22 protein-coding genes are annotated in these 25383 nt (G+C 56.5%); 7 read left to right on the top strand and 15 right to left on the bottom strand.

All coding sequences use genetic code 11. From position 1 onward, the window contains the following. Position 1: 1 nt before the first annotated feature. The 8 genes from BAA01_01495 to BAA01_01460 form a co-directional block, all read right to left on the bottom strand. On the bottom strand, positions 2-889 hold the full coding sequence (locus BAA01_01495; protein ID OUM86050.1) for a spermidine/putrescine ABC transporter permease: 888 nt from the start codon (positions 887-889) through the stop codon (positions 2-4). After that, positions 890-2170 carry an ABC transporter substrate-binding protein gene (locus BAA01_01490; protein ID OUM86049.1) on the bottom strand — a complete coding sequence of 427 codons (1281 nt, stop codon included), beginning with the start codon at positions 2168-2170 and terminating at the stop codon, positions 890-892. It abuts the gene before it with no gap. A gap of 72 nt (positions 2171-2242) precedes the next feature. Then, complete coding sequence (locus BAA01_01485; protein OUM86048.1) at positions 2243-2461, bottom strand: hypothetical protein; 219 nt, start codon at positions 2459-2461, stop codon at positions 2243-2245. A gap of 19 nt (positions 2462-2480) precedes the next feature. Further along, positions 2481-3482: a hypothetical protein gene (locus BAA01_01480; GenBank protein OUM86159.1), complete on the bottom strand. Its 1002-nt coding sequence runs from the start codon at positions 3480-3482 to the stop codon at positions 2481-2483. A gap of 68 nt (positions 3483-3550) precedes the next feature. Continuing rightward, the gene (locus BAA01_01475; protein OUM86158.1) at positions 3551-4282 is read right to left on the bottom strand and encodes a hypothetical protein; all 732 of its coding nucleotides are present in this window, start codon (positions 4280-4282) and stop codon (positions 3551-3553) included. Positions 4283-4760: 478 nt separating this feature from the next. Continuing rightward, the gene (locus tag BAA01_01470) at positions 4761-5438 is read right to left on the bottom strand and encodes a hypothetical protein (GenBank protein OUM86157.1); all 678 of its coding nucleotides are present in this window, start codon (positions 5436-5438) and stop codon (positions 4761-4763) included. 199 nt (positions 5439-5637) lie between these two features. Then, the gene (locus BAA01_01465; protein ID OUM86047.1) at positions 5638-6342 is read right to left on the bottom strand and encodes a 5'-methylthioadenosine/S-adenosylhomocysteine nucleosidase; all 705 of its coding nucleotides are present in this window, start codon (positions 6340-6342) and stop codon (positions 5638-5640) included. Positions 6343-6609: 267 nt separating this feature from the next. Beyond that, positions 6610-7671 carry a hypothetical protein gene (locus BAA01_01460; protein OUM86156.1) on the bottom strand — a complete coding sequence of 354 codons (1062 nt, stop codon included), beginning with the start codon at positions 7669-7671 and terminating at the stop codon, positions 6610-6612. A gap of 251 nt (positions 7672-7922) precedes the next feature. On the opposite strand from BAA01_01460, the gene BAA01_01455 reads away from it, so the two are divergent. Beyond that, on the top strand, positions 7923-8705 hold the full coding sequence (locus tag BAA01_01455; GenBank protein OUM86046.1) for a hypothetical protein: 783 nt from the start codon (positions 7923-7925) through the stop codon (positions 8703-8705). A 250-nt stretch (positions 8706-8955) separates the two neighbouring features. Here the strand turns inward: BAA01_01455 and BAA01_01450 are convergent, their stop codons facing one another. The 7 genes from BAA01_01450 to BAA01_01420 form a co-directional block, all read right to left on the bottom strand. After that, a complete protein-coding gene (locus BAA01_01450; protein ID OUM86155.1) occupies positions 8956-9315 on the bottom strand; it encodes a hypothetical protein in 360 nt (119 codons plus the stop codon). Positions 9316-9674: 359 nt separating this feature from the next. Beyond that, positions 9675-13148, bottom strand: coding sequence for a pyruvate carboxylase (locus tag BAA01_01445; GenBank protein OUM86045.1), 3474 nt, complete (start codon positions 13146-13148; stop codon positions 9675-9677). Positions 13149-13355: 207 nt separating this feature from the next. After that, the gene (locus BAA01_01440; protein OUM86154.1) at positions 13356-14426 is read right to left on the bottom strand and encodes a hypothetical protein; all 1071 of its coding nucleotides are present in this window, start codon (positions 14424-14426) and stop codon (positions 13356-13358) included. A gap of 107 nt (positions 14427-14533) precedes the next feature. After that, on the bottom strand, positions 14534-14878 hold the full coding sequence (locus tag BAA01_01435) for a thiol reductase thioredoxin (protein OUM86044.1): 345 nt from the start codon (positions 14876-14878) through the stop codon (positions 14534-14536). Positions 14879-14981: 103 nt separating this feature from the next. Beyond that, a complete protein-coding gene (locus BAA01_01430) occupies positions 14982-16967 on the bottom strand; it encodes a hypothetical protein (GenBank protein ID OUM86043.1) in 1986 nt (661 codons plus the stop codon). After that, positions 16964-18256 carry a hypothetical protein gene (locus tag BAA01_01425; protein OUM86042.1) on the bottom strand — a complete coding sequence of 431 codons (1293 nt, stop codon included), beginning with the start codon at positions 18254-18256 and terminating at the stop codon, positions 16964-16966. Before BAA01_01425 ends, BAA01_01430 begins: the two co-directional genes overlap by 4 nt. A 10-nt stretch (positions 18257-18266) precedes the next feature. Continuing rightward, positions 18267-18917, bottom strand: coding sequence for a hypothetical protein (locus tag BAA01_01420; protein ID OUM86041.1), 651 nt, complete (start codon positions 18915-18917; stop codon positions 18267-18269). A gap of 241 nt (positions 18918-19158) precedes the next feature. Between BAA01_01420 and BAA01_01415 the strand changes: the two genes are divergently transcribed. The 6 genes from BAA01_01415 (at position 19159) to BAA01_01390 (ending at position 25379) form a co-directional block, all read left to right on the top strand. Next, a complete protein-coding gene (locus tag BAA01_01415) occupies positions 19159-19488 on the top strand; it encodes a hypothetical protein (GenBank protein OUM86153.1) in 330 nt (109 codons plus the stop codon). Between the two features lie 422 nt (positions 19489-19910). Continuing rightward, positions 19911-20987: a mannose-1-phosphate guanylyltransferase gene (locus BAA01_01410; protein OUM86040.1), complete on the top strand. Its 1077-nt coding sequence runs from the start codon at positions 19911-19913 to the stop codon at positions 20985-20987. After that, positions 20984-22132: a hypothetical protein gene (locus tag BAA01_01405; protein ID OUM86039.1), complete on the top strand. Its 1149-nt coding sequence runs from the start codon at positions 20984-20986 to the stop codon at positions 22130-22132. The genes BAA01_01410 and BAA01_01405 overlap by 4 nt, the downstream gene beginning before the upstream one ends. A 2-nt stretch (positions 22133-22134) precedes the next feature. Continuing rightward, entirely contained in the window at positions 22135-23268 is a 1134-nt protein-coding gene (locus tag BAA01_01400) for a hypothetical protein (GenBank protein OUM86038.1), read from the top strand. A 36-nt stretch (positions 23269-23304) separates the two neighbouring features. Next, positions 23305-24261, top strand: coding sequence for a mannose-6-phosphate isomerase, class I (locus BAA01_01395; protein ID OUM86037.1), 957 nt, complete (start codon positions 23305-23307; stop codon positions 24259-24261). Between the two features lie 32 nt (positions 24262-24293). Next, on the top strand, positions 24294-25379 hold the full coding sequence (locus tag BAA01_01390; protein OUM86036.1) for a hypothetical protein: 1086 nt from the start codon (positions 24294-24296) through the stop codon (positions 25377-25379). The last annotated feature ends 4 nt before the right edge of the window (positions 25380-25383 follow it).

The raw sequence follows: 25383 nt of genomic DNA, 5'->3' as shown, positions 1-25383 counted from the left end.
CCTAGATCCTCCTCCCTCTACCATACCATACTCGTTGCAGATGGAGGAGCAACAACCCAACCGTCAGGGCCACCACAAGGAGCACCAGGTTCATCGCAATGGCCACCGCGCGCCGTTCCGGACCGAACATCGTGTACTCCTGCCACGCTCGCACCGGTACCCATCCGGGAAAAGTGCCGGCCATCAATGCCGGAATCTCATAAGCTCCGAGCACAAAAGCAAAAAGAATCCACATGCCCCCCACCCAGGCAGGCCAGAGCAAAGGCAAAATCACCCAACGCAAAATCTGCCCTTCCGAAGCCCCCAGTGACCGGGCCGTTTCCTCCCACTGGTCTTGCAGCCGGAGGAGGAAGGGCACCAGCAACAATATCATGAAAGGAATTTCTTTCCAGGCATAGGCCATCAGGACGCCCACTCCCCACGCATCCTGAGTCAGCACCGGAAATTGTTCCATCTCGTCAATCCACCCCAAATGGTAAGCCAGACGGGACAACCAGCCGCTCTGCCACAACATCTGTGAAAGGAGGTAAGCGGCCATCAAATGGGGCAACGCCATCGGAAATTGGAACAAGAGATACCATTTTTGCCGCCATCCGGCCGGACGCGTCAGCAAGATGGCCGCCCCCAGTCCCATCACGCCGCAAAATAAGGCCACCGCTGCGGACATCCCGACCGTCACGCCAAGTGAATGCAAAAAGTCTGGACTGGCCAGTTCCCGGTACGCCCAGCCGATCCCCTGGTGTCCGTCCCCGTCCGGAAGGAAACTGAACCAGATTGCCTGTAGCAGACCTCCGCAGAAAAAGACGAGAAAAAACAACGCCGCGGGGATCACCCCCCACGGCCACCCGAACCGTTGTTCCGCTCTCTTGTGCTTCACCTTCGATTCCACCTATTTTCCGACCTTTTCAAGCCATTTTCTTTCCAGCCATTCCACATAGCGGCCGTCGATTTCAGGGAGGCGGTGCTTGGCCAGGACATCCTCCGGAAGAGTGGCTACTCCCCTGTCCAGCCGCCGGACCCATTCCTGATCCGCCGGCGACAGCCGCTCGAGGTCCAAGGACATATTTTCTCCCCAGTAGGTTTGCTCCATTTTCTTCTTCTGGGCCTCCGGCGAAAGGAGAAAATTAATGACTGTCAAAGCGCCGTGCGGATTAGGGGCATTGAAAGGAACCGCCAGGTAATGGGAATTGGCCAATGTTCCCCCTTCCAAGACGAACGTTCTGGTGGTCGGCGGAAACTGGCCTTCCGCGATCCGCAAGGAAGGCCTCGCCTCGTCATACCCCATGGTCATCCAGACTTCTCCGTTCTGGTACAACTGGTCCAGCTGCGCCAGTGACTGGGGATACGACTTTCCCTGGCGCCAGAGGTATGGGGCCATCTCGTTCAATACATCCCAGACGGCCTGACCGTACGATTCCATCGTCTGTTCATCGAACGGTTTCAGGAAGGGTTCGACGCCGCCGGCTGTTTCAAAGAGGACATGGCGGATGAATGCGCTGCCTGTAAAATCGGGAGGTGCCGGATATGTAAACTTCCCGGGATGTTTCTTCACCCATTCGACAAGCTGCTCCAGCGTGCGGGGCGGATTGCTTACCTTGGCCGAATCGTAAGCGAAGACAAATTGTACCCGGCCCCAGGGCACCTCATAGCCTTCTGTCGGATATCCGAAATCGTACTTCAAATCATGCCGCTCCGGATCCATGTAGCGCTGCACATTGGGCAACAGGGGGGCAATCGGACCGAGCAGCAGGCCGTTTTCCTTGGCGTTCCGGAAGTTTTCGCCATTGATCCAGATGATATCCATGCTTCCCGCTTGCTTCCTGGACTGCTTCTCGCTCAACAGCTTATTGATAAATTCCGAGGCATCCATCGGATACCGCTTCAGGGTGATCCCGTACTGTTCCTTCACCCTGGGGGCGACCCACTCATCGATATAGCGGTTGATGCCGTCATCACCGCCCCACATAAACAAGTTTACCTGACTCCCTTTTGCAGCGGCTTCAATCTCCTCCCACGAGAGCTTGAGGACCGCTTCACCCTTGGCGGCAGCATCGCTTGCCGAACCGGATTCCTGCTGATCCGGTACAGCCGTTTTCGGCGAGCATGCCGCAAGCAAAACAGCAGCCAGTATCAAAAGGGTACCGAGGACCAGACCGCCCTTTCGCCTCATCCTTTTCCCATCCTTTGCCACACCTTTATTTATATCCCGCTTGATCCATTTTTGCCAACGTTCTCCGTATCCCTATGGTCTGCGGCGGCAAGAGGCCCAGCATTCAAAATAACCTTCCCACATCCAGCACAAAAAGAAAACAGCCCAACCGATCGACTGCACGGAGAGAAAACGGCGGATATCCCCGGGCACGACCAAATTCCATACCCCGTTCACGAGCAGCACGACGAGCACCAGCCAGCGGAAGTGCCAGAGCGTGCGGCGCGCAACCTCCGCCACCTCTGGTTGCATGGCTTATCCCCCCATTTCATCAAGTGGACTCGAGGGCTTCATGCCTCTTCCTGCCTGCCGCCTTCAGCCAAAACAGGCCCCCCGGCAAACTGGACAAGGCGACCATCAGGAAAAACAGCAGGGAGACTGAAACCGCGATTTCCTGCGGGACGCCCAGTTGCTGAAAGAAATAAAGGTAGCTCACCTCCCGGACGCCAAGGCCGTTCACGCTAATCGGCAGCATCGTCAGTGCCGAAATCAGGGAGATGAAGACAAGCAGCTCCAGCCAGGGAAGACGGTATCCCATTGCCCGGAAAAGCAGGTCGTTGATCCAGACCAACCCTGCCTGAAAGGCAAAGGAACAGAGCGCGATTTGCACCCACCAGCCGGGCTTTTGCGCACGGTACCGCCTGAACACCGACAACGCATCCTGCCAGCCTTGACGCAGGCGCTTCCGGATGCCTGCGCCAGCCCTGCCGCCGGAAGGGGCGGCGGCACCCCCGCCATCAAGCTTTTGGGAAGTCTCCCGGTTGCGGTCGCGGGCCAGCCGCCACAACAGGAGAACCACCAGCATCAAGCAGCCGGCAAGCAGCAACACGATTTCCAGAAAGGGGCGCACCGCCTCCAGCATCCATCCGCCCGCCAGCACAATGGCCACAAGCGCCAAGCCGCTGGTCAACCGTTCCACAAACACGCTGACGGCCGCAAGCATCCAGCCTGTCGACTTTCTCAGCAAAGCAATCCGGACGACATCGCCTCCCACACTGCCCGGCAAAAAATGATTGAAGAACAGGCCAACGTAATACAATCTCAGGAAATATCCATAGTTCATGCCTGTCCGGCGCCTGTTCGCCGCCTCCTGCGGCAAGACCAGCAACATCCACTTCCATGCGCTGACCAGAACCACCCCATGCACCACTCCAAAAGCCAGAAGCAAGTATACAAGCTGGCTCTCACGCAGGGACACCCATAGGGCGGGCCAGTCCAGCCGGGTCAGCATCCATGTGAGCAAAGCGGCGCTCACCATTATCCGGATACCCATCCGGAACACGGCGCGCAACGCCGAGCTTCTTCCTGCCGCCTCTGCCCCATGGTTGCCTCCCCTCATCATCACTTCGCCTCAACCTTCCCTTGCCCTTTCTTTTCACCCGCTTTCAGCAGCCGCGGTTTGAGCAGCATGCCGATGACCGCCAGGGCAATCACAATCGTAAAGAGGAAGAACAGAATCTTCACCGTGCCTGTCGCCGTCTGTCCGAGATACGAATACAAGAGCGTTGCCGGCAACTGGCCAAGGCCCGTGGCCCAGAAGAAATGCCAGAAGCCCACATTGGTCAAGCCGGCCGCATAGCTGACCAGGTCAAACGACACCACCGGCACCAACCTGGCGATAAAAATGGCATAGCTCCCATATTGTGCAAAGAACCGATCGGCCCAGTCCAGGGCGGTACGGCTGACCAGTTTTTCCACCAGCGGCCGGCCAAAAAACTTTGCCAGGTAAAAGCAGAGCACAGCGCCGGCCATCGCGCTGCTCCAGGAAAGCACTGCGCCCCAGAACCAGCCGAAGAGCAACCCGTTGGAAAACGTGATGACAAAAGCCGGGAGCGGCGCGATCACGGATTGAAACACCATCAGGAGCCCGGACACCACTGCAGCCAGCGGGCCAAAGGAAAGCAGATAATTCCGGAAAGCCTCCACATCCGCCTGCGCCATCACAGCCGCCGCGTGGTTGACGGCGGCCTGAAATTCGCCGTTCCCGAGATACACGAGGAGAAACAGCCCGATCAGGCCAAACATCAGCAACATCCCCGTGCGGGTCCAGAGCGAAAGCGATTTCCATTGCATCGGCGCTCCCTTGACAAATGCCAGGGGAATCCGCCAGGACACGATCAGGGAAGCCAGGCCTGCCAGAAACCAAACCGCCAGCCAGCCATTCATCTGCGAAAGCGTCAGTGCCTGCTCAAGAAACAAGGCTTTCCGGCTGGCGTAGGCCGGCATGATCAGCCATCCGCCCTTGGGCAGGGTCAAAAGCAGGACCAAAACCAGGCTGGCCCCCAGTGCGGCCAACGAAGGCCCCCTTCTTCTCCACCAAGAAAACCTGGGCGCATCCATAAACAATGCAACAAAGGTGGACCATAAACCCGTCAACATCGAAACCAGAATCACGTATTCGCAATCAAAGCGCATATCCAGCCATTTGCTCTGGATGAGCAGGAGACTGGCCCCCAGTCCCATGGCGTAAAAAAGAAAGAGGGAGGCCAGCAAGTGAACTCCCAATCTACCCACTACCTTCATCCTGATCCCCCACCATCGCCGATCGTTCTCACTGTTTCGGGGCGAACGTCACGATGACCGGTGTGCCGTCTTGGGGCAACACCTCCGGATTGCCGCGAAATTCGGCTTTGCCGTTTTCAAACGTTCCCACCGGCTGGGAAGCGTTGCTGGTAATCCCCACCGAACAACTGTCAAAACACATGTAACACCCTGTCATCTTTTTAAGCGCGGCATCATAATTCCCGCCGAAGCGATAAGCCAACTCCTTGCCTGTGGAATCCAGCATCACTTCATTGATGTCGTACTCCTTGCCAGCCCCTTCCCAGGTGACAGTGATCTGCAGCGGATCCCCCTTGATTACCTTGCCCTCCGGGGTCTCCTCAAACTCCTTGCTGGCATCGCCGCCTTTCGCCACAGCCGGCGTCAGCCCCAGCTCGATCAACGCATTGTAAAAGGCCAGCGGATTGGCATATCCTTTCAACACCGCCTGATCCCCGTATGCGCCTTCCACCCAGTTGAGACCATGCCGCGTCGGCTCCACCAGGTACTTCCCGTTGACCGTAGCGTACACTTTTACCTTTTTGTTCTCCTTATCGATATAAATGGGCTTGTCCTTTCCCAGCTCCGCTTCGGTGGAGGCATAATATTGCGCAAGATTTTCCTCTCCCTTTCCTGTCTCCCCCTTTCCTGAGGTTGCCGAAGAACAGCCGGCGATGAAAGCCCCCATCGCAACAACTGCCAGGATAAAAAAGAGATGTCTGATCCAGACTTGCCGACTCATTGCCAAAACGCTCCTCTCCCAACCTTAAACCTTACTTTATCTTATTTTATTTTGAAAATTTTAATCTTTTCCTAAATGGACATCACAAAAGATAATATAGCAAATAAGCAGCGGTTATGCAAAACGGAATGGGGCTTCTTACGCTTCATTTCATGGATTGAACCATCCGTTCCACAATCCGGTAGGAGCGTTCTGCAGCCATGCAGACGAATTCGCGGAAATTGACATCCGCTGACTTGTCGGCCCGGTCAGACATCGAGCGGATGATCACAAACGGGACCCCGTTCAGCGTGCAAACCTGCGCCACCGCCGCCCCTTCCATTTCGACGCAAGCACCGCTCAATTCCAGGTAGAGGCTGCTGACCGTATCCAGATCAGCGACAAATTGATCGCCGGACAGGATCCGTCCCCGGATCACCTGTTGCCCGTCTGCTGTCTCCTGCGCAGCACGATAAGCCAGCTCAACCAACCCCGGATCGGCAATGAAAATGGATTGATCCATAAACGGGATCATGCCTCGCGCAAATCCAAGCGCCCGCACGTCCATATCGTGTTGGATGCAATCGGTCGAAATCACGATATCCCCGATGTCCAGCGTCGGCACCAAGGCTCCTGCCACCCCGGTAAAGATCACCTGGTCAACCGCAAACCGGTCGATCAGAATTTGCGTGCACATCGCCGCATTTACCTTGCCCACGCCGCACTGGCAAACCACCACCGGCCGACCCTCAAACTCCCCCACAAAAAAAGAGATGCCGGCCACGCTGCGGCTCTCCTCAATCACCATTGTTTGACGAAACTTTTCCACTTCCTCGTTCATTGCCCCTATGATGCCAATCCTGTTCATCATCCACGCTCCATCCCCTATCGTTTTGAATGAACACTTGTGGTACACTAGGTTTGTCGAAAGGAGAGAACGACATTGAGCAAACCATTGGCCTTCTTTTTTGCCGTCTTGACAGCCGTTTTGCTGGTCGGTATTTCCAGTGCCATCGCTTACCGCAACCCGGTGGCCATCCTGCTTCTGTGCCTGGCAACCATTCTGACGATCGGCATCGGCTTTCAAATCAAGAAAGCCTCAAGGAAGCGTCATTGACACGCAGGACGTCCGCCATCATCAGCCTCGTCCCGGCTGGGTCTGCTCCTGATGGCCCATCAAGAGCCGGCCGTTCAGATAGAAAAAGCGAGCCGGCCATCCCCGTTCCCGCAGAAGCTGTCGGGCGATTTGCCGTAAATGCCCGGCCTCCTTCACTTTGTTGTTGGACAAGTACAGACCCAGCAAGCCCTCAATGACCAAGCGATGGAACCGCGCCTGCGGCAGCCCCTGTACCCTCGCGGCCGCCTGCTGGCTGAACAGCCGCAACCGCTTCAACACATCCACACTATCCGGGTAAGCAGTGACAAAATTCAAATCCCCGCCTATCCGATCCTCTTCTTGGTCGATAAAGTAATCCAATAAAATATGCAGGCCGCATAGCCACGGAAAGTAGGCTTGCCGTACCTCCCGGACCAGCCGCTCGTGGCAGAAGGGGAGGCTTGCTGCCGCAAACAAGGCAAACACCCCTAATGTGGAGCCGCAGGCTGCCGCAAATTCATTCCAGTAGAGCTCCCTCACTTCCCGCCAATGCTGATCCCGGTATTCCCCAAACCATGCCTGCAACCTGGCCTCTCTTTCCCTGGGATGGATATGTTTGTAAGTCTGCATGTCCGAGTACAACTGAACCAGCTTTTGCACTTCGGGATAAACCACCGGATAGGCTGGCAACCGGCTGATCTCATCCTGACAGGCGCGAACCAGATCCCGCAGGTAACCGCCATCGTCCTTTTCCTTATGATACCGGTAATAGTCGGAAAGCGCATGCGCCGGATCAACGGCGTCCAGCATCGACTGATGCAACTGCCGAAAGTCCTCTTCCGCCATCGATGAACTGCGGTCGCACAAATTGTCCAAGTAATCGCTGATCGTCTGAAACGCCACGATTAACCGGACAATGCGACGGAGATCGCCAGCCGACAGCAGCGCGTAGATGGCGCCTCCCTGACAGTGGAACTTTTTGTACCGTATGCTGTTCAAGGCTTGCTGCCGCAGCTCCGGATCGGGGATTTCACCTGCCCGGCGCCGCCACCTGCCAATCTCCCGATTGACATTGGGCAAAATGTGCCGATATGCCTTGTACATCAAATGCAACGCCCCGCGTATCTCCTGTTGCACGCTCCAGCCTCCAGATGCTTGCAAGATAAATGTCTTTCCTAATTATACCCTTCCTTGCGCAGCTCCGGTCAAACAATAACACATTTCTGTCAGGAGCGCCATGTTGTTCCATGAACGCCATGATTTACAACTAGGAGGCACTCACAATCTATAGTAACCTAGACACGTAAGACAGATAGAGATAGATAAATCAAACCATGGGAAGAGGAGTGAGAAAATTGTTGCGAAAACTGGCCATTCTCGGCACCAGCATGACGCTTTTCGCTGCGGCCCTGATGCCTGCTCCTTCAGCCAATGCCATGTCACCGGAGCAACCTTCTGTGACCAAAACCGCAGTGACAAAGGCGGCAAAAATCTATACCCAATTCATGTACGACATTCCATTAAAATGCCAATACAAATTCTTTTATTCCACGCAAATGGACAAGCCGCTGGTCATCCAATGGCCAGTGAAACAACCGCCGGCCGAACAAACGCCTGTCGAGCAACCGCCGGTGAAACAGCCGCCGGCGAAACAACCGCCTGTCTCGCAGCCTCCTGCCAAGCAGCCGCCCGTGGCCACACCGCCAAGCAATCCGCAACAAGGAACCAATGACCAACTGCCGGCCAGCCTGACTGCCGACGAGAAACAGATGGTCCAGCTGATCAACCAAGAGCGGCAAAAAGCGGGCCTACAGCCCCTGCAGGTGGACATGCGCCTGGTAAAAGTTGCGCGTGCGAAAGCCAAGGACATGATTGATCGAGGCTATTTCTCCCATACCTCGCCTACCTACGGTTCACCATTTGACATGATGCGTTCCTTTGGCGTCACCGATTGGCAGGCAGCCGCCGAAAACATCGCCCAAAACCCGTCGGTCACCGGCGCGCATCAGAGCTTCATGAACTCGCCTGGACACCGCAACAACATCATGAATCCTTCATTCAACAAAGTGGGCGTCGGCATCCTGGATGGCGGCCCTTACGGGAAAACGTTTGTGCAGATGTTCATTCAGAGCTATTAAATTCAGAGCTATTTCAGAGCTATTAAAATGAAAGTTTCAAAGTTAAACGCTTCAGCCCTTTGGAATTGCCAATAGGCATTTCCAAAGGGCTTTGTGTCATGGGGGAATCTAGCCGCAACCCCGCCGAATCCCCTCTTGCCGTTTCATTTTCGCCCGTCAACAGCTTTATAGCCACGATCAAACCAATTTGAAAGAGGGGCATCTTTCTTATCTGTGGCCTGCTGTGCAACCAATGGTTTTGCCAATTCAATCAAGGGCTCGTCTTTCCGCAGTAATAATGGGTGTGCGGAATCCTCCCGTCCACCGTGGTATATCCCCTGAACAGATGATAATGACCACCGCCGGGAAGTGGAATAGCCGGCCCGGTGCATCCGCGGATGACGTGCCTGTGTCCGTCATCAAACGAGGTTTCCGTATAGTAGGCATGGGTGTGCGGGACACCGCTGGGCGCCGGTTCGGTCGTTCCCAGATACCGGTGCCGGTGTCCCACATTGTAGGAGGTCACACCGGCAAAGTTGTGAACATGCAGCGCCTCCCCGTCCCATGAGATCAGATACATTTGGTGGGTATGTTGGTCATCATCGTCATGCCCATCCCGATGGTAAACCACGCCAAAAACTTCTCTACTTCTCCAGTCTTCTCTGCTTTTCCAATCCTTTTCATTCCTGTCACCTGTGTGCTTTCTGCCGCCCACGCAAAAACCCTCCCCCTCCATGTACATTCTTAAATTCAATGTATGAGAGAGAGGGTAAGTGGAGCTGGACGATCAAAATGTTTCCGACAAATTGGGCCGTCTATTCAAATTCAGGGGGTCACAATGCCCAAGAGACGTCATCATCCCTGGTATGACCATCTTACCTAAAAAAGGGCTATCCCGCGCAGACTTTGCCTGCACTGGGATAGCCCCCTTGCAACTAGCCCAATGAAGAGGCCGAATTCACCTAGTGTTTAAAGGAGTTTAAGATTCGCCTAGAGTTTAAGCCTGAGCACCAGGTCTCCGGCTTCCACGGCATCGCCTTCCCGGACCAGGATCTCTTCCACCACTCCGTCCTGGGAGGCCTGAATGGTCGTCTCCATCTTCATCGCTTCCGTCACCATCAGGTGCTCCCCTTTCTTCACCTTGTCTCCGACGGAAACGAAGATTTTCACCACTTTCCCCGGCATCGAAACGCCTACCTGAGACGGATCGTTCAGGTCGGCTTTCGGGCGGGACTGGACCGTCTCGCTGAGCGACTGGTCGACCACCTCAATCTCACGCGGTTGACCGTTCAGCTCGAAGTAAATCGTCCGCTTGCCGGTACGTTGCGGCTCGCCGACCGACATCAGCTTGATGTAAAGCGTCTTGCCCCGTTCGATCTCGACAGCAATCTCTTCTCCCGGCCGCAAGCCGTAGAAGAAGGTAGGCGTATCCAGCACCGAGACGTCCCCGTATTCCTCCAGGTGTTTCTGGTAATCCAGGAAGACCTTCGGATACAGGCAATAGGAAAGGACCTCTTCATGCTTGACGGGGCGCTTGAGCTTTTCTTCCAGCTCCTTTTCCACCGCCGCGAAGTCGACCGGCGGCAGCAGTTCGCCCGGCCGGCCCTTTAAGGGCTCCCTCCCTTTGAGGACGATCTTCTGCAGCCGCTCCGGAAACCCGCCGTACGGCTGGCCCATATAGCCCATGAAATAGTCCACTACCGAAGCGGGGAAGTCCAGCTGCTCGCCCCGTTCGTAGAGGGTTTTCTCGTCCAGTCCGTTTTGGACCATGAAGAGCGCGAAGTCGCCCACCATCTTGGAGGAAGGCGTCACCTTGACGATGTCGCCCAGGATGCGGTTGACCATGGCGTAGGCCTCTTTCACTTCCGGCCAGCGATCACCCAGGCCCACCGCCTTGGCCTGCTGCTCCAGGTTGGTGTACTGGCCTCCAGGCATCTGGTACTTGTAAATGTCAGCCGAACTGGCCTTCATGCCGCTTTCAAAGGGCTGGTAAAACTCCCGCACCTTTTCCCAGTAATCGCTCAGCGCCTGCAAGTTGTCCGGATTGAGGCCCGTCGCCCGCTCATCCTGGGCCAGGGCCGCCACCAAGGCATTCAGGCTGGGCTGGGAGGTGGTGCCGGACATCGAGCTGAGCGCCGCATCCACAATGTCCACCCCGGCTTCCGCCGCTTTCAGGAGCATCGCCAGCCCATTGCCGCTGGTGTCGTGCGTGTGCAGGTGGATGGGGATGCCTACCTCTTGCTTGAGCGTCCGGATGAGCTCGTATGCCGCATATGGCTTCAAGAGACCGGCCATATCCTTGATCCCGAGAATATGGGCGCCCGCTTTCTCCAGCTCCTTGGCCATCTGGACATAGTATTTCATCGTGTACTTGCTTTCGGCAGGATCCAGCACATCCCCCGTGTAGCAAATCGTACCTTCCGCAATCTTGCCGGCATTGCGCACCGCATCGATGGCCACCCGCATCCCGTCCAGCCAGTTGAGGCTGTCGAAAATCCGGAACAGATCGATTCCCCGCTTCGCCGCTTCCTTGATGAACGCAACCACCAGGTTGTCCGGATAATTGGTATATCCGACCGCGTTGGAACCACGCAGCAGCATCTGGAAGAGAATGTTAGGAATGCGCTCTCTCAGTTTGTCCAGGCGCTCCCAAGGGCTCTCCTTGAGGAAACGCATGCTCACGTCAAAGGTGGCACCGCCCCACAGTTCCAGTGAGAACAGTTCCGGAGCCAGGCGGGAGGTGGCTTCCGCAACCTTGACCATGTCATCGGTCCGCACCCGCGTGGCCAGCAACGACTGGTGCGCGTCGCGGAAGGTGGTATCGGTGACGAGCAACCGTTTCTGCGCAAGCACCCATTTTGCCAGCCCCTCCGGCCCCTGCTCATCCAAAATCCGCTTGGTGGACGGATAGGGGCCTTCACCAACCATCTGGCTTGCAAAGATTCGTTGCTGTTCCTCCGTAATCCGGGGCAGGGGCGGCTTGGCGAACACCGGTTTCTTCTCCACCGGACGTTCATTCACGATGACATGTCCGATATACTGCAGCAGTTTGGTTCCGCGGTTGCGGCGCTTGGGAATCCGGAGCAGATCGGGACGGCTGTCAATAAAGGACGTGTCATAATTCCCTTTCAGGAACTGCTCGTCCTGAATCACGTTCTCCAGAAACGGGATGTTGGTCTTCACGCCGCGGATGCGGAACTCCCGCAACACCCGGAGCATTTTGTCGGCCGCCATTTCAAACGTGTTGGCATAGGTGCAGGCCTTGACCAGGAGCGAATCATAATAAGGTGTGATCAGCGCCCCTGTGAAGCCATTGCTGCCGTCCAGCCGCACGCCGAATCCTCCCGGCGACCGGTAAGCCACCAGCCGCCCCGTATCCGGAAGGAAGCCGTTTTCCGGATCTTCCGTGGTAATCCGGCACTGAATGGCATAACCAGTGGTTGTGATCTGCTCCTGAGCCGGCACGCCGACCTCCGGATCCGTCAGCGGGTACCCTTCTGCCAGACGGATCTGCGCCCGCACCAGATCCACGCCGGTGATCAGTTCCGTTATCGTATGTTCCACCTGAATCCGCGGGTTCACTTCGATAAAGTAAAACTTGCCCTCGTCGGTGACCAGAAACTCCACCGTCCCCGCATTGGCATATCCCACCCGTTGCATCAGGCGCAATGCGGACTGGCAGATCTCTTCCCGCAGCTCCGGCGTCAGTGTACGGGCCGGAGCCACCTCCACCACTTTCTGGTGGCGCCGCTGGATGGAACAATCCCGTTCATACAGGTGAACCACATTTCCGTAGCGGTCACCCAGAATCTGCACCTCAATGTGCTTCGGCCGCTCGATCAATTTTTCCAGGTAAACCCGGTCATCGCCAAAAGCGGAACGGGCCTCCGAGCGGGCGCGGTTGAACGCCTCGGGCAGCTCCTCCGCCCGCTTGACGACGCGCATCCCCCGGCCCCCGCCGCCAGCGGCCGCCTTGATCATGATCGGAAGGCCGTGTTCAGCCACAAAACGCTCGGCATCCGCCAGATCCTGAATCGGCTCATCCGTGCCGGGGATCACCGGAATCCCTGCGGCAATCGCCTGCCTGCGGGCCTCCACTTTGTCCCCAAACATGTTGATATGTTCCGGGCTGGGGCCGATAAAAGTGATCCCCTCTTCCTCACAGCGGCGGGCAAACGTGGCGTTTTCCGCCAAAAAACCGTATCCGGGATGAATGGCGTCCACGTCATTCCGTTTGGCAATCTCGATAATCCCCTCAATATCCAGATAGGCCTCAATCGGCGCCTTGCCTTCTCCCACCAGATAGGCCTCATCCGCCTTGAACCGGTGCAGCGAAGCGCTGTCTTGCTCAGAGTAAATGGCCACCGTACGGATTTTCATCTCCGTACAAGCACGAAAAACGCGAATCGCGATCTCCCCGCGGTTGGCTACCAAGACTTTTTGAAACCTCTTGATTCCTCCCATGCCGAATCCTCTCTCTTCTTCATATGGAGTGAATTAGGGTCAATGACGTACTCGATAAAACAATCAAAAGGAAACAAAGCCATTCTATTTCCGGAAAAAGGTTATCCTATTATGGCGTATTACTCTAAATGAGTTATACTAATGCATAAAATAGTATAACAAAATGATCGGAAATGCAACCTCTTTCCCTGCTTTTCCCCTCAGTGGCTATCCTCTAAGCGGAGGAATCAAATCATGTGTCATGACAAGCAAGACGCTCAGGACAAAGATCAAGCCAAAATAGGCCAGGCCATACATCACGCGGGTGCGGGCCGGTACCCGGTAATAGGCGTCCTCGCGAATCGGGGAAAACTGTTCATCCGGCAAATAAGTCAGCTCAAGCTGAACAATCAAGCGTTCTCCCCCATCCTCCCCTTCTCCGCCCGGCCTGATCCCGTTCATCCGCACGGCGACCACCTCGCCATATGGAAAGGGAATCGTGCCTAGTTTTCCCAGACCCGGATAAAAAATGTCACAATACTTTTTCTGATCTTCCAGCCGGCTGTAAATCTGAAACTCAAGCTGACGGGTGTGTTCAGCGCCGGGAACTGGGATGCCGGCCTCCTCAAACTGCCGCCGGTTCACCTCCAGTGCCCATCGCACCTGGCTGTGCGGCTCTTTTTTCCGCCGCCAGCTTTGCACCAGCTGCCAGACAAACAAAATCCAGACCAGGCCCAGCAAAATCGATCGCAACCAGATCACGGCCAGCAAACCGATAACCAGGCCGGCCACCCATAACCAGCGGGAGATCGCCGTGACGATCCGGCCTCCATCCAAGGGATGAATCGGCAGCAGGTTGATCAAATTGATAAAAAACCCAAACCAGGCCACCAGCAGCAACACCGGCATCTCCAGGCTCCGGCCAAGCCAAAGGCAGACCAACGCGCCGATGCTGCCCACCAGCGGGCCGGCATAGGCAATGTATGCCTCTGTCTCCGCGTCAGGCGGCGCCTTTTTCATCGTGACCAGCGCGCCGACAAAAGGGATGAAAGCAGGCGCTGAAACCGGCAACCCCTTGCGCTTGGCGGCCAGCAGGTGGCCCATCTCGTGGACAAAGATCATCAGGACAATCCCGATGGCAAACTGCCACGGATAAATCAGGGCATAGGTGCCCATCATCAGCAACATGCTCCAAATCGTTCCGCCAACCTTCCCCAACTTGAGCAGGGGCAAGAGGAATTTCAGCTTCCCGCCAAATGCCAGCAGAAAGGCCCCCAGCCCGGCGAGTACCTTCCACAACCTCCCTTGTCCTCCACCGCCACCGCGGCCGCCTGATGCGGCGGCCCTGCCGCCATCTTGGGCAGCGTCCCAATCTTCGTTTGACCGCGACATTTCCTCACCTCCGACTAGTTCTGGGCCAGTGCCTCGCTCACCTCGCACACGCGATCCAGAAAATGCTCAATCTCTTCCCGCGTCTTTCGCAACTTGCTCACAAAACGAATCGTCTCCTTGCCGTCAAAAAATGCCACAAAGCTGGGGATGCCGAAAATATCATAACGCTCCACCAGTTCCGGAAAGCGATCCCGGTCCACCTTGACAAAGCGTATTTTTCCCTGGTACGCCTTTTCCACATCCGGCATAAATGGATCGATAAACTTGCAATCTTTGCACCAGTCCGCATGAAACATGGCCACCACGGTGCCCGTCGCGATTGTCTCAGCGAATTGCGCCACATCTTCAATCGCTTGCACTTCCGATCACCTCCCAGTTCCCATCATTCTACCACGAGTCTCTCCTTTTCACACACGACTGAAAACTGCGTAACCGTTCTTATCACGCCCGCACGCACTTCCCTCATGCCAACTCCAGACAGTCCCAATCCTCTCCCGCAAGCGCCTGGCGGAATGCTGCCTCGACATGCGGATGGCAGGTTAAAAAGAATACCTGGCGCTGCCGGCTCAGCTGGGTGATCGTCTCTACCGCGGATGCCATCCGCCGGGGATCAAAATTGACCAGGATATCATCCATGACGAGGGGCAACACCACCTTGCCGCTGTATTCCTCGACCAAGGCAAGACGCATCGCCAGCAGCAATTGTTCCACCGTACCCCGGCTCAGCCGTTCGGGCGGAAACCGCTCCCCGTCATGGCGTTCGACCAACAACTCCCGCTGCCCCAACGGCGCCAGTATCCGGAGATAGCGGCCGTCCGTCAATTGCGCAAAGTACTCGGAGGCCCGCTGCAGGGCAAGCGGCTGTCGCTCCCGTTCAAAAACGGCCATCGCCTCCTCCAGGACCGCCCGGGATAAAACCACCGCCGACCACTGCATGGCCTGTTTTTGGAGTTCGGCTTTGAGCCGTGCAGCCTCCTGCTCAGCCTCCCCCAACGCCGCTTCGCTCTGAAGCGCCTCCAGCCGCTGCGCCAGCCGGCCCCGTTCTTCCAGGCGGGCAGAATATGCCTGCATCTGCTGCGCCAACTCCGCCTCCAGGCGCTGCCGCTCCGCAGCAAGCCGGCCTTCTCCCCGACGGTGCCATTCATCCATCAAGGCTTGCCATTGCGGTTGCGCGAACCACTCGCCAAACGATTCCTGAATCGCGCATGCCTCCCGCAGGCAGGACGCCTCATGCTCTGCCGCTTCGATTTGACGATTGAGCCGTTCCGCCTCCTGCCTCAACCGCTCCGCCATCTCAGCCAGGCGCCGCCGCTCCCGGCGGCTTTTTGCCGCCTTGCGACGGAAGGCCAGGGCCAAGGAGACAGCTATCAGCAAAAGGATCACGCCGAGACTGAGGGAAAACAGGTTTTGTCCGCCGTTCCAGATCTGAACCAGCAGCCACCAGCTGGACGGCAAGGCGAGCGACAATGCCAGGAACAGGCCCGAAAGCGATTGTGCCGTTTCGCCGTCTTTGTGGCCGCGATCATGTGACTCGGTCTCCACCAGCTGCCGCTTCACCTCTTCCCTCCGTCCGTAAAGCGCCTTCAGCCGCGCTTCATGCTCGGATAACCGCTCTCTGAGATCGCCCGCACGCTGGTAAGGTTCGGGCTCTCCCTTTGCCTTTTGCTGCCTTGCCCCCAGCTCCCGCAACCTTCGATAGGGCGCGAAAAGCTGGGCGACGCGCTCAAGGCGGCTTAACTGTTCTTGCCGATTCCCGATTTCCTGCTCCAGACGGCCAATTTCCTCGTTCACCCGCTCCAGCCGCTTTCTCAAGCCAACCGCCTGTTCCTGCTGCTTGCGCCAGTGCCGGCATCTCTCTTCAAGCGCGTCCAAATGCTGCAGGATATGAAGAATCCGGCCGGATTTGGCGCGCGGCCGGAACAGTTCCGCTTCCCGTTCAGCCAGCTTTTTTTGCACACGTTCCAGAGAGATTCCGGTTCCCGCAAGCGTGTTGTACAAAAAAGGGGTCAGGGCTTCTTCTTCCAGCCACCGTACCTGCTGCAAATCATCCAATCCAAAAGCAAACAGTTGCCTGAACGTTTGTTTGTCGATCCTCCCCAGCCATTCCTTCAGCCAGTCCTCCCCCGCCGTTTGCCCGTCCGGTAAATAAACGGTCAGCTGGCCGGATACCCGCTCCTTCCCCAGGCGCTGGATTTGCACACACAGACCGGTCTCATCCTCCATCCAGATGGAACCGCCGAAGGGGCCGCCCTTGGACGGCTCATACCGGTGCGGCGAGTTGCGCGGCTCGAACCCGAACAAAATTCCCCGGATAAATCCGAGCAAGGTGCTCTTCCCCGCTTCGTTATGTCCCACAATCAACTGGAGACGTGGATGGATCTCCCATTCCTGATTGCGCCAGTGGCCGAACCCGTCAATCCGCAGCTTGCGAATCCGCCGCAAACTCATCGCCCTCCCTCCCGTTCCGAAAGCAACAAGGACAAGAGGAGGCTCTCCACCTCAGCGAAAATTCCTTCCCATTCCTCTCCCGTCCACGCTTCCAGGTATCTCCTGGCTGCAGGATGCGTCCAGAGGGCCTTCAGCGGGGGCAACTCTTCCGGCTTTTGGCCATGGCCGGAGGATCGCAGCCGCCCGCATGCGGACAACACTTCGCGGATAAAAGGCGGAACAGTTTGGCGATCAAAAGGCGGCAGCGTGCGGTTGACAGCCTCATCCAGCCACATCCAGGCGGCGGTGGACTGGCCGTTCTTCCCGCCGACTTGGCTGTTCACCTCGTCGTTGAGCAGCGCCAGCACGTCCTCCAGCACCAGAGGATTCCTCAGGCGGGGAGCCAGCGTGGTCATCCCCTGAAGCACGAGGCGAACCATGGCGGCCCGGCCTCCCAGCTCCTCCTGCAAAGCGGCCAGCGCGGCCCGGATCCGACGCAGCATCTCCTCTTCCGCTTCCGCCCCTGTCAGATCCACCTCCAGCTCCTGCCATATCACTTCACTTAATGGCACAAACTGGATGGCCTCCACCTGTCCATCCCGCACCTCCACGAGATAACCGCCCTTCTCCCCTTGCTCCTTCATGCTTCTGCCCTGCAGATTGCCGGGGTAAACCACCCATGGCGCCTCATGCAAAATCTGGCGCTTGTGGACATGGCCAAGCGCCCAATAATCCATGCCGCATGCGACCAGTTCGCTCAGACGGCAAGGAGCATAGTTTTCATGCCCTCCCATCCCGTCCACATTGGTGTGGTGCATCGCGATGGCAAAAGGCACCATCGGGTCCCGCCGGTATTCGGACAGAATATTTTCCTGAAAACGGGCTGTCGGATAGCTGCGGCCGTATACGCGCGCCACCTCTTGTCCCCCTTTGCGAAAAGGAATTCCTTCAACGCGCTGGGAAGAAAAAAGGTGGGCCGTCGGCGGCCACTCCAGCTGCGCATGCGGCCCATCCTGGGGGTCGTGATTGCCCCGGATGACAAAACTGTGAATGCCCGCCTCATACAGCCGCCAAAGCCCCCTTTGCAGCACCATCTGGCCAGCCAGCCGCCCGTCTGCCACTTCGTAGAGATCACCGCTCAAACAGAGAAAATCCACCCGCTTCTCGATGCAGAAGCGGATCAGGCGGTTGAACGAGGCCACCGACGACTGCCGCACCGCCTCGTCGATCGGTGCCGGTAAACGAGACAGCCCCTTGAAGGGGCTGTCCAAGTGCAAATCGGCTGCGTGAAAAAAACGAAAATGGACCATCTCCTCTCTCCTATCCTTTTGGCTTCGCCGCCGATCCGTTGCGGGTCAACTCCAAGAAATGCCGCAGGATGCGGGCCGTCAAACCCCAGATCACCTTGTCCTCGTAGCAATAGAAATATTCCGGGAGAGTATAGGTACGCCACTTGTAGTTGCGTCCGCCAGGGATCAAGTGAAACGGAAAATCCTCGGCTGGAGTGGCCTTCACAGGGACATCAAACCGCAGCGGCTGCATCTGATACAGAACAGACAACGGCACGACAAAAACTTGCGCCACCTCACTCGGGTTGGGCACAACCGCATCATAAGGAATTTTCCCCACAAAGGGAATGATCATCAGCGGGAAGGAGCCGACGAGGACGTCCAGCGGGCCGTACACCTTGACCTGATCCGATCTCAGGCCCAGCTCCTCGCACGTTTCCCTGACAGCGGCCGCCTCCTCGTCGGCGTCATTTTCGTCCACTCTTCCTCCGGGAAAACAGATTTCACCGGGCTGCCGTTTCAGGTGATGCGCCCGCACTTCAAACAATACCCCAAGCTCCCCGTCCGATTCGACCAAAGGCAGCAATACGGCCGAGCGAACATAGAGATGTTGGTCAAGAATTTTCCTTTCCCGGCCACGAAACTGCCGTTCAATCCGCTCAAGAAGCCCGCCCGTCGTCATGCGTCTTGTCTCACCTGGCCCCATTCCTCTTGTCTTGTTTCTTCCCATTATAGATCAGCCGCCAGAAGTTTCCCACCGCCAGAGAGACAAATCTGTGCAAAATATTTCCTTCACCATTTCTCCGAAAAATTTCTCTTTACAAGAACCAATCTCGTGTTATAATACAGTTAGCTGTTATCATACAGAGTGCTTTTCATGATGTTGTTCCGATACACAGGTGGGGAGGTGAATCCCTTTGAACCTGGACGTTCATATCACTCCGGCGGCAGCGGCGTTTTACCGTCAGGAAATGGAGCTGTCCGCGGACCAGGCGCTGCGGTTGTTTGTCCGCATCGGCGGCTTTGGTTGCGGCGGCTACTCCATCGGCGTGCAAGTGGATCGGCCTACCGCTCGCGATCACAGGGTTCAGGTAGGCGGAGTGACCTTCGTCATCAGCCCGGATGATTCATGGTATATGGAGGGATTGGTCATCGACCACGACCCCATCCATGGCATCTGTTGCGCAAGCAGGCACTGTGACGACTTGCATCATCCTGACCTGCCGGAACAACCTTTCGCCTTGGCCGTTTGATGCATACCCACTTTACCCCAGTTTATCTGATTTGCACCCTAATATGTGAATGATTCCTTACCCCTGATCCCCTTTTATAGGGGCTTTTTCTTTTTTTCGCCACTCCTCCACTTGACGAGATCCGTGACGAGTGTCATAATTTTGGTTATAAGGCTAGAAGTAGCAGCATGTTAAAGTTTTACCTGACATATAAATCCTAAAGAGTAGGAAAAAGAAGTTGTTTCAATTGCTGTTTTCTACGAAGAATGGGACCCGAAACGAACGCGTCAGCAAGGCCCTTCTTTGTTGAGATAGAGATTGGATAACTTCTTTTTTCTTTACTCTTTTTTAAGTGTCTGACATTTTAGCACTCTCGTTTCTTGTTTGCTGCTATTTCTAGAACATTTATACAGCAACCCATTTTCGCAAGGAGGGATCGTATCGTGAAGGCATTGTTGTTGGCTGGTGGTCTTGGCACACGTCTTCGCCCGCTGACGGAAGACTTGCCCAAACCAATGGCTCCTCTGGGGAATCGCCCCTGGCTGGAACACCTGATCCTGCACCTCAAGCAGGAAGGGATCGAACAGTTTGTGATCGCCGTCAAGCACTATCCCGAGGTGATCCAGCGGCATTTTGGCGATGGAAGCCGGTTAGGGGTGGAGATCCAGTATGCCGTTGAGAAGCAGCTTCTCGGAACAGCAGGCGCCATCAAAAATGCTGAACCCATGCTGAGTGACCAGTTTCTCGTCATTAATGCCGATGTGGTGCAAATGGCTCCCCTCCTGCCCCTTCTGGAATTCCATCGCAGTCATGGAGGAGCTGTGACGATCGGTTTGACACGGGTTGAAGATCCTTCTGCGTATGGGGTTGTCGAACTGACTTTGGATGGAAAGATTACACGCTTTGTCGAAAAGCCTCCGCGTGATCAGGCTCCTTCCAATCTCATCAACGCGGGAATTTATGTCATGAAAAAAGAGGTGCTGGAATTCATCCCTGCCAACCAAGAAGTCTCCATCGAGCGCGAAACCTTCCCGCTGCTCATCGAGCAGGGAGCAGGCGTTTACGGCACCGTCATCGAAGGATATTGGATGGACATGGGCACGACAGAAAGATACCGTCAGGCCCACTGGGATATCCTGGACGGCAAGGTGCCTCTCCAATTGCCTGCCACGCGCCAGAAACAAGGTGTTTACCTGGGGAAAAATGTACAAATCGGCAAGGGAGTCATCCTGGTTCCGCCCGTCCTGATCGGCGATCATGTCGTGCTCGAAGACAACAGTACCATCGGACCGTACGCGGTCATCGGGAATCACAGCCGGATTGGAAAAGGATCGAGCTGTTCCCGTTCGATCATCTGGGAAAGCACCTCCATCGCATCCGGATCGTATGTGGTGGACTGCATCCTCTGTGATCACCTGCTGACCGGGGCAGACCAAATGATGCACGGAGCTGTCATCAAGCTGAAGATGGATCGGCGGCATCTGCAAAAATCCGGAAAAATGGCGGTGGCAAAAGCATGAAACTTTTATTTATCGGTACTTATCCTCCCACACGTTGCGGCATCGCCACCTTCACCCATCATCTGCGGCAGGGGATCATGGAGGCGCATCACCTGTCTGACGAGACGCTTCCGGTAGCCTCCATCCTTCCAGACAGCGACACCGAAACCCCACGGAATGTTCGAACACTGCTCAAACACCGTCTAGAAGATTATGTGCGGCTGGCTGAATGGATCAACGACAGTGATATCGATGTCATCAGTTTGCAACATGAGTTCGGCATCTTTGGCGGCGAGGCCGGACGATACATCGTCTCCTTCCTCCGCTTGCTGAACAAGCCGGTCATCACCACGTTTCACACCGTCTTTGAACAACCTCAGGAACCCTACAAAAGCGTGCAGGCGGAGATCATCCGTTACAGTGACCGGGTGATGGTCATGAACCGACTGGCGGTTTCTTACCTGACCAATCATTATCCGATCCACCCGGACAAGATCGTCTTCCTGCCGCATGGCGCTCCCAAACCTCCAGCCTTGCCAAGGGAGACCATCCGGAAACATCACGGCCTGGACAATCGCAGGGTGATGATGACCTTTGGCCTTCTGAGTCCCGGGAAAGGGATCGAGATGTTGCTCCAGATCCTACCCGATGTGATTGCAGAGGTGCCTGATCTGCTCTATGTCATCGCCGGACAAACACACCCGGAAATCAAAAAACAGATCGGTGAGCGTTACCGGGAAGAATTGGAAGACTGGGTAGCCCGAAATCACCTGGAGGAACACGTCCGCTTTGTCAACCGGTATCTGTCGGAGGAAAAATTGAGCGAGTTGCTGGTCGCCTGTGATCTGTATGTGACCCCCTATCCGGGCATGCAACAGATCACCAGTGGTACCCTGGCCTACGCCGTCGGTCTGGGACGGCCCATCCTCTCCACACCTTATGCGCATGCCCGTGATCTGTTGCATGATTATCCCGAACTGCTCCTTCCTTACGACCAGCCCGGTTTGTGGCGGCAACAACTGATCCGTTTGCTGGGCGATCGGGAGACACTGGCCCGCTATGAACAAGCGATGCAGGGGCTGGGACGCGAGATGAGCTGGCATGCGGTCGGCCGCAAATTTTATCACGTCTGTCTCAAAATGACGGGTTCGAAGGTGGTGAAGTAACAATGATCCAACGGGTGAGTTTCCGTCATCTGTTCCGCCTGAGCGACGATGTTGGATTGCTGGAACATGCCAATCACCTGATCCCGCGGCGTCAGGAAGGATACACCACCGATGACAATGCCCGGGGGCTGTGGTGCGTCCTCTGGTGGTTAAAGCTGCTGCCGCAAGGGCCCCTGGCCGAACGATTGAACCGGCTGGCTGAAACGTACCTGGCATTTCTCCATTGGAACCAGCTGGAAAACGGCCATTTCTATAACAACATCGACTATACGCGAAAGCGGGAACCGGAAGAACCATCCGACGACTGCCTGGGCCGCGCCATGTGGGCTCTTGCCTTTGCCTCTTTCCACGCCCCACAGGAAGCGCACCGCCAGCTTGCCCAACAAATGTTCTGGAAGGCGCTTCCTCAAGCCGCCCAACTGGCCTACCCGCGGGGATGCGCTTACGCGCTCGCCGCCTGTGTCCTGTATGCCGGCCAAGCCCCAAAAGCCCGGGATCAGCTGGAGCCGCTCATTGAACAACTCTCCGGCAAACTGGTATCCATGTACGAACAATCGGCCAGTCCGGGATGGAACTGGTTTGAACCCGCAATGACCTACAGCAACGGCCTCCTTCCCTGGGCACTGCTTGCCAGCGGGCATTACCTGCAAAACAAAAAGGTTCTCCAGATCGGAATGGATTCGCTGGATTTCCTGCTGACAAAGATGCGTCATCCCGTTCACTTATTTATCCAGCCCGTCGGAAACCGGGGCTGGTGCACCAAGGCATCCCGCAGCGAGTGGGACCAGCAGCCGGTCGATGTCCTGAAGCTGGCACTGGCTGCCGCCAAGGCGTACGAAATCAGCGGCAATCCTGAATACGGTGACGTGCTCAAGCGGTGCCGGCAATGGTTTTACGGCGAGAACCGCCTCGGCAAGATGATGTGCTTGCCGGAAGAGGGAGCGGGACTGGACGGGTTAAACCCTGACGGCCCCAACCCGAACGCAGGCGCGGAATCCACCCTCTCCTTCCTCCTCACAGAGCGAATCTTTTGCGAGCACATGATCCAGTCACAGGAAGGGCATTCTTACAATATCGAAGCCACGGCGGAAACCGTGTTGATTGAAAGCAGGGTGATGGAAATCATCCCTCGTTAGTCCACAGAAAGTTGACGAGAACAAGGGGGGATACCGATGCAGCCATATCCGCTTTTATTGCAACCGGTTTTCAAGGAACGCATCTGGGGTGGAACCTGGCTTCGCGAGACGTTCGGCTATCCGCTCAATGGGGAGGCGATTGGCGAATGCTGGGCCATCTCTGCGCATCCCCACGGCTGCAGCCGGATTGCCAACGGCCCCCTGTCTGGCAAGACACTGGATGAAGTCTGGCATGCCTTCCCGGAATGGTTCGGCACCAAGCCAGGCACGCCCTTCCCGATCCTGGTCAAAATGATCGACGCGGCGCAAGATCTGTCCATTCAGGTTCATCCGGACGATCATTGGGCCAGGGTGCTGGAAGGCGAACCGATGGGCAAAACGGAATGCTGGTATGTCCTGGACGCCGAACCCGGCGCGAAGATCGTCTACGGGCACACAGCGCGCCGGCAAGAAGAGCTGGAGGCGATGATCCGGGAAGGCCGGTGGGAGGAACTGTTGCGCCATGTCCCCGTCGAAAAGGGGGATTTCATCTATGTGCCCGCAGGGACGGTACACGCCCTGTGCCAAGGCGTGCGGGTGCTGGAAGTGCAACAAAGCTCCGATGTCACATACCGGCTCTATGACTACGGCCGTCTGGACAAAAACGGCCAGCCGCGAGAACTGCACCTGGAGAAAGCGATGCAGGTCATTCGGATACCTTCCCCCAGCTTGCAGCCAAACAAGGTGCTGAAAAAAGGCATCGCCACCTCCTTTCCGTCAGGGCCCCATTTCCAGGTGGAACACTGGGACGTGTCAGATGAACTTTCCTTTGTCTCGCATGGACCGTTTTATACCGTCAGCATCCTTGAGGGAGAAGGCGAACTGCGCATCGATGAGCAAATCTTCCCGTTGCAAAAAGGAGATCATCTTCTCGTTCCCGGCGCCATCTCCTTTCAACATTTCCACGGTTCGTTCCAGGCTATTGCCACCTTTGTACCGGACACGAAACACTAGCTAAAACCAATCCTGCGGAGGTGATCGAACCGTTGCGTATCGGGATTCTGGCACCCATCGCCTGGCGGACGCCGCCGCGAAAATACGGCCCCTGGGAACAGGTTTGCGCCAATCTTGCCGATGGCCTGGTTGAACGGGGACATGAGGTATATCTCTTCGCCACCGGAGATTCCGCTACCCGGGCCAAGCTGGTCTCCGTCTGCCCGGAGCCGCTGGGGGAGCATCCGGAACGGCCCTCCCGTCCCTGGGAGATGATCCACATCGGCCACGCGCTGGAGATGGCCGACAAGCTCGAACTGGATCTGCTCCACAATCACATGAACTACTTCCCCTTGCCCTTTGCGCGTCTCATCCGCACGCCGATGGTCACGACGCTGCACGGGGCAGCCTTGTTGGAAGCTGACTCCCGGGTCGCATACCGGCACTATCCCGAACTGCCCTACATCTCCATCAGCCACGCGGAGCGGCAGGGATGTCCGGAGCTGAATTACATCGCCAACGTATACAACGGCATTCGCCTGGAGGAATTTGACTTTGTCGGGCAAACAGGGGAATACCTGCTTTTCATCGGCCGCATCTGCCCAGACAAGGGAACCGACCTGGCCATTGAAGTGGCGCGGAAATCCGGATTGCCGTTAATCATCGCCGGCATTGTGCCCCAAGGGCAAGAGGAGTTTTTTTCGGCCAAAATCCGTCCCTGGATTGACGGCAAACAGATCCAATTCGTGGGAGAGGTCGGACCTGTGGAACGCAACCGCCTGATGGGCGGCGCCCTCGCCTTGTTGCATCTGGTCCGGGCACCTGAGCCGTTTGGCCTCGTGATGGCGGAAGCGATGGCCTGCGGAACCCCGGTCATCGGCTTTGGCCTCGGATCGGTGCCGGAAGTTGTCCAACACGGGAAAACCGGGTTTGTCGTCTCCAGCGTGGACGAGGCAGTCCGCCAGATCGGAAAGCTGTCCACCCTCCGGCGACAGGACTGCCGCCGCTGGGTGGAAGAGATGTTCACGCTGGAGCAAATGGTTTCGGGCTACGAACAAGCTTTTCGCGAGTTTCTGTCCGGCGCGCCGGAAGGACGGCGAAACCACTTGTCACAAAAAAACGTCTTTATTTTTAAATGAAATT

The sequence above is a fragment of the Bacillus thermozeamaize genome (assembly GCA_002159075.1).
Classification (GTDB): Bacteria; Bacillota; Bacilli; order ZCTH02-B2; family ZCTH02-B2; genus Bacillus_BB; species Bacillus_BB thermozeamaize.
The sequence above is the reverse complement of the archived record's forward strand: the minus strand, read 5'-3'. Positions and strand labels throughout refer to the sequence as shown.